This is a genomic window from Fenollaria massiliensis (genome assembly GCF_000312505.2).
GTDB classification, from domain to species: Bacteria; Bacillota; Clostridia; order Tissierellales; family Peptoniphilaceae; genus Fenollaria; species Fenollaria massiliensis.
The window spans coordinates 353,403-360,128 of the sequence record NZ_HG326224.1; the positions used below are offsets into that span (position 1 = coordinate 353,403).

Sequence of the window (6,726 nt, forward strand, 5' to 3'; positions counted from 1 at the left end):
TTAAATTTATTTGGTATTTTTTGCAGCTTTTGACTTTTATTCTATAACTTTGAAATAGCCCTCTGAAAAGTTATCTATTATTATTTTATATTTATTCATACTGCAACCTTCAATTTTTAGTCTTGTATCTTTGTTTAAGATATCACTAAAAATCAAGTCTCCATTTTCTTCTATTTCTAATAAGAACTTAGCTTCGCTTTCACATTCTATATCGCTTATGTCAATAATCATATCATCAAATGTTTTTCCATAAAATGAGCTCATGTTCACTTCATACGATCTATGATCAAAGTCATCTATATGGCCACTTACTTCTTCATCAAGTGCATCTATCAAAATATATTCTTTAAGTGAATTTGACTTTTTATTTTCTTCTTCACAAAGTATATTAACTCTATCGTTTCTTACTACTTCGTATTCTTCAAAATCACTTATTTCGATAACCCTTGTTGTATCACTAGGCAAAACCTCAACAAATGTGCAAAAAACAAATATTAGCGCTGCTAAAAGAGTTAATAAACCGCTAAACCTCCTCCTATATACTTTCATAAGTACAATTCTTTCTTTTTGTGGATTTAAGCTCAATACAAGGTTTTCGTTCCTATTTTTCCTTTCCATAATCTTAAACATGCTCATCGCATAAGCCTTTTTATTTTCTTGTGTATTACCAAGTCTTTCTAAAACTTTCTTATCACAAAGTATCTCTAAATCATCTTCAAAAAATTTGCTAGATATCCACATCGCTATATTGTACCAATACAAACAAAGAGCTAAGTTCTTTATATGTGTAAAGGCTATATCAAAGTACTTTATATGTGTCAGCTCATGCACTAAAACATGTTCTAAAAGTTCTTCGTCCTCAAGTATATAGCTTTGAAGAACTATCTTTGGTTTAAAAACGCCATACGTTACTGGCGTTGACAGATTGTCATTTAAAAGTACTGTAACTTTTCGTCTTATGTGAAAATCATCTATGAGTTCATTGACAAAATTGTTATTCTCTAATAATTTTGAACCTTGCATTGCTTTATTTCTCTCAACAATCTTTGCGATTAAATAAATAACAAAAAGTGTAGCTATTATATATATATTAAGTCGTGATAATACATCTGCAACGCAATTTGTTAATTGACGTGTAAAATCACTATTAGACAGTAAAACCTTGATTGGTAGATTAAATAAACCATAATCCGCCGTTTTAGATACTTCAAAGACTATTGAAAAAGGAAGCAATAAAAATATTAGTAATATGGTCCAAAGCACTTTATTTGCTCTCTTTATACTGCTTCTGTTCAAAATATTTCGAAATAAAAGTATTATAGCTATGAGCAGTATACTTTTTATGCCGCGATAAGCCCCTGTTATTTTAACTATATTCACCATCTTAATTATTTTTATCTAAATCATCAATTAGGCTTTTTATTTCATCTAGTTCTTCTTTGCTTACTTTTTTATTTTTTAAAAATGCTCTACAAACATTTAGGAAAGAGCCTTGAAACAATTGTTCGATAGCTTCATCTTGTTTTTCTTCTAAAGCGTCTTCTCTACTAATGCCTACTTTTAGTTTATATTTTGGATCGATTCTAATAAGCGCTCCCTTATCAACTAGTCTACTAAAAAATGTATAGGCAGATGTCTTAGCCATATCATGCTTTTCTTTGAGCAGTTTCCAAAGCTCTAGTGCCTCTATCTCTCCTTTTTCATTTAAGCATGTGCCTTCCCACATGACTTCCATGACTTTAAATTCACCTTCTGAAAATTTCATACTATACCTCCTTGCAAATATCTCTATACTCAATTTGAGTATACCTCTTAACTTTATCTTTGTCAAGTGATTTTGCACTTTTTTATAGTAAATTTATAAAATTCTATATATAATGCCTTTACTATAGAGAAGGCTTATAAAAAAAGAGAGCCTAAGCCCTCTTTATAAAACAGTTTATTCTGTCATCTTATATATTAAATTTTTTATCATCATAGTACTATCTTTGCTTGTATTTTTTAAACTTATGTCTAAATCTTTTAGCTCATTCATAAACTTTAGTAAAAACTTATAATTATATGAGTGCGCTAGGCTTGATAGCTTTTTGTACTCGTATGGCGATATTTTTAATAAATCTTTTTTCTCAACTTCGCTTTTTTTCTCTATATCACAAATTTTTAATTCTAAAAGGAGTCTTACGTTTCTAAAAATCATATATGAGGTCTTTATGTCTGCTTCGTCATTTCTTAATAGCTTCTCATATTCATTAAGTGCCGCAGCTGTCTTTTTATTATTGATTGCGTCTATCATGGCAAAGATATTGTCAATGGTATTTTCCTTAACTACATTTTCAATTGTGCCTCGAGTGAGTCTGCCCTTGCCTATGTAGCTCGCAAGTTTATCCACTTCTGATTCAAGGCTATACATATTAACGCTCTCATCGCTGTAAAAGCCAAGTCTATCGATCAAGAATCTTGATTCGGCAAAACCTGCTTCTACGCCCAGCTCGTTAAATTTACGCGCCGTCCACTTAACAAGGTCCTCTATCTTTTCCTTGTCAAAATTTACTATGTGGTCGTTTTTCTTGAAATATTTATAAAATTTAAGTGTCTTTTTTATGCTATCGTCCTCGTCCATAAATATGATTATGCTAGCATCAGGCATTTTCTCAAGCTCCCCAAGTAAATCGTCATCGTTAAGCGCTTTGATGCTCTCATTTGCCTTTCTCACAACTGTGATTTTTTTCTCAGCCATAAGAGGAAGCATAGTGATATTAGCCTTGATATCTTTAATCAAATTCTCTGAGTACTTGAGATCCGCTAGGTTCATAAGCCTTTGATTGCTGTCAAGATAATTATTTATCAGCGCATCCAAAGTCTTGTCCATGAGATAGCACTCTATTCCCTTGAAAAGATAAGCGCCGCTGACATTATTCATTTTTACTTCATTTAAAAAATTTCTATAGTTCATAAATCATGTCTCCATATTTTTTATACTCATCAATTATTATACTTATTATATAAGAAAATATTATAGATATCAAGGTCAATAAGAAAATGTATTTTTTCATATAATCAAGATAATTGTAATATTCTTTATAGAAAGTTTCTATCACATATCCGTTATCTTTGAAGACAACGCTAATCATGCCTTGCCTGTCGGTTCTGTAAAAATTTGCGCCAATGCTTTTGAAGTTTTCAAGCGTTTCTTCATGTGGATGTCCATAAGAGTTATTCAGCCCTTGCGAGCTAATTGCATCTTTTGGCATAGTTTTTTTAAGAAAATTAATTGATGAACTAGTTTTTGATCCATGATGAGGGACTTTTAATATGTCAATTTTAGATAGTTTATCAATATAATAATCTTCAGCTTCTCTCTCAATATCGCCAGTAAATAGAGTTTTTGTACCATTCACCTTTAGTACGAATAAAAGTGAGCTATTATTGCTATCAAAATCTCTGTCTCTGTGTACAATCTTGATATAATTATCATTACCAATGTCAATACCATTAATATTATTTGGATTTATATAATTAATTCCTCTAGAAATTATCTCTTTTTTAATAAATTCTGGAGCTAATTCCTTGTAAAAACAGATGTTCTTTACCTTAAAATCATCTAGTAAATAGATGAGGTTACCATAGTGGTCGCTGTCAAAGTGAGAAATGAAAATTATGTCAATAGTACTTACGCCCGCATTCTTAAGGACTTCTCTAAGCGTTCTATCGTATGAAAATGATGTGCCCATGATGTCTCCTGCCACATCGACCATAATTTTCTTATTATTTATATCTAAAAGCATTGCCTCTTCTTGACCTATGCTAATCATATTGAGCGTGTCATAATGCTTTTGATTTTTCATATATATGAAGCTACCTGTGAATGTGATTATAGCCATCATCATAAGCATGAACTTCACTAGCTTTGTCTTCATGTAGCTAAAATTATTTGCAAAATAAAAAGCTATAAGCAAGACGAAATATCCTAAGATAAGCGCATCCTGATTATATAGCGAAACTTTTAAAATATCTACTCTTGCGATAAATAATAAAATTTTGTATAGACCGCTTAGTATATAGTCAATGAGTACAAATAAGATAGATAATGGGCTTATAATTATTGAAATCACAAGTATTATAAAGCTTGCTGTGATTACGGCTGAGTAAATCGGAAGTAAAATTAAATTTGTGATTAGTGAAATAAAATTAAACTCGTGAAATGTATATAGCTGAATTGGTGCTAAAACTAGGTTAATCGCAAGAACAAAGAGTACCCCTTCTTGAAGCTTATTCTTCTTATCTCCAAGTTTTTTAAGTCTTCTAAAAATTATTTCTATCGCATAAGCTGCTCCATAAGAAAGATGTAGCGAAACCGAAAATACATAGTATGGATTTATTAAAAGCGTTATGATTAGCGCAATTGATATGATTTCAACGCGTTCTATGTTTATATCGTAAGCAAAGGCTAGATCAAGCGCGATAAATAATATCATGGCTCTTAAAAATGATACTGGATAATTGATTACAGCGCCATAAATGATTAAAAATATTATGCAAATGCTGCTCGCCTTTCTTTTAGAAACTCCAAGACCCACGAGTATAAAAATGATGGCAAAACTTATTAAGGATACGTGAAGACCAGAAACTGCAAGTAAGTGTCCGAGACCAACCGATCTATAAGTTCCAAGCTCATCTTCATCAAGATAATTTGTATTTGACATAAATATCGCCTTGAGAAAGTTCGAGTTACTTGTATTCATCTTGTTTTTAGTTAGCGCATCAAGCTTATTTTCAAAAGCAAGATTCAATTTTTCTGCCAAAGACATTTTCCAAAAGATTTTTTCAAAATCCTTAAACTTTGCCTTGTACTTAATATTTTTTGTTAAATAATACATCTTTTCATTGAAAAGATTTGGATTCGCGTTTATCCTGATATCTTCAAGTTTAGAATTCACTTTAATAGTGTCAAAATTAGCCAGTGCTTCTTTTCCTGAGTAGTAGCACTTAAGCCTTTCATTAAAAATATTGCCATCAATATTTTTCACAGTACCAAAAAAAGTAGAGTATCCATCATATTCCTTAAGATTTTGCACTCTAATTATGTATTCTTCACGCTCATTCTTATATTTTTTAAAAATGCTCTGTCCCCTATAATTAGTGTAAATAGCTGTTAGGAAAAATACAATCACAGACAAAAGTAAATAAAGCCTTGTACGATTTTTTGCAAATATGCTTAGGCCAAAAATTATACCAAGGCTTATTAAAATATAGCTATTGATATTAAAATAATAAGTGTAAATGGCTGCGAGAACCATAATACACGCAAAAAACGAATATTTTCTTCTCATAGTTCCTCAATAGAATTATATCACTTATATCTAATTATTAAAAGAATTTACTCAAAATAAGTGACTTTTTTACAAAAATATATTATAATATACTTGGTGATTATATGGAAAATATTACAGATACTTATATTGAACGCAGAAAAATTTATAATATAGCACTGAAAACGGCTGAGCTACTTATTAGAAATGGCTCGGAAGTTTCAAGGGCAAACGACACAGTTAAGAGGATACTTTCAAGTCATGGCTACTTCGATATACCTTTATTCCTTTCGCCTACAGTCATCATTATAGGCGACAACAGTGATAATTCCTCCTTCTATCTTGTAAAAAATATAGAGACTAGAGGCAATAACATTGGCAGGGTCAATATGATTAATGCATTTTCAAGAGATTTTTGCGCAAAGAATATAGAAGTAGATGATGCTATGAAAAAGCTTGAAGAAATAGAAAAAAGCAGCGAATACAGTTTTACCATGATACTAGTTATGGCATGCATAGGCTGCGCTGTATTTACCCTAATGCTTGGAGGCAGCCTAAGTGACTTTGTTTGCTCAATATTTACATCAGCGCTTGGTTTTGTAGTGAACGAGTATATACTAAAACTTTCAAAGACACCTTTCTTAGGTAACTTTATATCTTCTTTGGTAGCAACACTTGCGGCAGTTTTGCTTGTTAAGCTACATCTGGGACACAATTTAAACATGATAGTTGTTGGATCCATACTTCCACTAGTACCGGGAGTTGCCTTTACATCAGGAATTAGAGACTTTTTAAGTGGCGACTTAATCTCAGGTACAGCAAGAAGCTTCGAGGCAATCTTTGTAGCGGTAGCCATAGCCTTCGGCGTTGGTAGTGTATTAATGCTTGTTTCACTAATGGGAGGTATATAATGAACTACATCATCAAACAATTTTTACTAGCAACAGTTTCATGCGCAACCATATCCGTCTTATTCAATATACAAAAGAAAAATATATTCTTGTGCGCAATCAATGGTGCAATTTGCTGGACTTTATATATGTTCCTAACAAAAAATAATTTCAGCTATATATTCTCTTCATTATTATGCTCATTGTTATGCGGCATACTTGGAGAATTTTTTGCAAGGTGCCAAAAAACACCAGTTAACTGCTACTTCATAATCGGCGTAATACCACTAGTTCCCGGACTTAAGATATATCAATCGATGAACTATTTTATAACAGATAATTTAAAAAGCGGAGCAACAGAAGCAGTGCAATCACTCTTCATGGCTATAGCAATAGCTGTTGGACTAATGATAGCATCTTCAGTAAGCAAAATATTTAGAAATATAAGAGCACAAAAAGAACTAAGAAAGCTAAAAGTATTTTACAAAAACAAAAATAAATAAAATATCTAGATAAAAAAATCCACC

Annotated in this window: 6 protein-coding genes; 2 read left to right on the top strand and 4 right to left on the bottom strand. The window is 31.4% G+C overall.

The features are described from left to right. Positions 1-36 precede the first annotated feature (36 nt). From BN30_RS01740 to BN30_RS01755, 4 genes are all read right to left on the bottom strand, one after another. Positions 37-1,383, bottom strand: a complete 1,347-nt coding sequence (locus BN30_RS01740) for a M56 family metallopeptidase (protein WP_084691343.1) — start codon at positions 1,381-1,383, stop codon at positions 37-39. Position 1,384: 1 nt separating this feature from the next. Then, a complete protein-coding gene (locus BN30_RS01745; RefSeq protein WP_019213814.1) occupies positions 1,385-1,765 on the bottom strand; it encodes a BlaI/MecI/CopY family transcriptional regulator in 381 nt (126 codons plus the stop codon). A 174-nt stretch (positions 1,766-1,939) separates the two neighbouring features. Continuing rightward, positions 1,940-2,953, bottom strand: a complete 1,014-nt coding sequence (holA, locus tag BN30_RS01750) for a DNA polymerase III subunit delta (protein ID WP_019213815.1) — start codon at positions 2,951-2,953, stop codon at positions 1,940-1,942. Next, positions 2,943-5,330 (bottom strand): DNA internalization-related competence protein ComEC/Rec2, encoded by a 2,388-nt coding sequence (locus BN30_RS01755; protein WP_019213816.1) that lies wholly within the window; start codon positions 5,328-5,330, stop codon positions 2,943-2,945. Before BN30_RS01755 ends, holA begins: the two co-directional genes overlap by 11 nt. 104 nt (positions 5,331-5,434) lie before the next feature. Between BN30_RS01755 and BN30_RS01760 the strand changes: the two genes are divergently transcribed. Together BN30_RS01760 and BN30_RS01765 are read left to right on the top strand one after the other, a co-directional pair. After that, a complete protein-coding gene (locus tag BN30_RS01760; RefSeq protein ID WP_019213817.1) occupies positions 5,435-6,220 on the top strand; it encodes a threonine/serine exporter family protein in 786 nt (261 codons plus the stop codon). Further along, entirely contained in the window at positions 6,220-6,702 is a 483-nt protein-coding gene (locus BN30_RS01765; protein ID WP_019213818.1) for a threonine/serine exporter family protein, read from the top strand. The genes BN30_RS01760 and BN30_RS01765 overlap by 1 nt, the downstream gene beginning before the upstream one ends. Positions 6,703-6,726 lie beyond the last annotated feature (24 nt).

Bases quoted from the DNA above. Each gene is read 5' to 3' on its own strand.
- BN30_RS01740 (WP_084691343.1), bottom strand. From the start codon at position 1,383: ATGGTGAATATAGTTAAAATAACAGGGGCTTATCGCGGCATAAAAAGT.
- BN30_RS01745 (WP_019213814.1), bottom strand. From the start codon at position 1,765: ATGAAATTTTCAGAAGGTGAATTTAAAGTCATGGAAGTCATGTGGGAA.
- holA (WP_019213815.1), bottom strand. From the start codon at position 2,953: ATGAACTATAGAAATTTTTTAAATGAAGTAAAAATGAATAATGTCAGC.
- BN30_RS01755 (WP_019213816.1), bottom strand. From the start codon at position 5,330: ATGAGAAGAAAATATTCGTTTTTTGCGTGTATTATGGTTCTCGCAGCC.
- BN30_RS01760 (WP_019213817.1), top strand. From the start codon at position 5,435: ATGGAAAATATTACAGATACTTATATTGAACGCAGAAAAATTTATAAT.
- BN30_RS01765 (WP_019213818.1), top strand. From the start codon at position 6,220: ATGAACTACATCATCAAACAATTTTTACTAGCAACAGTTTCATGCGCA.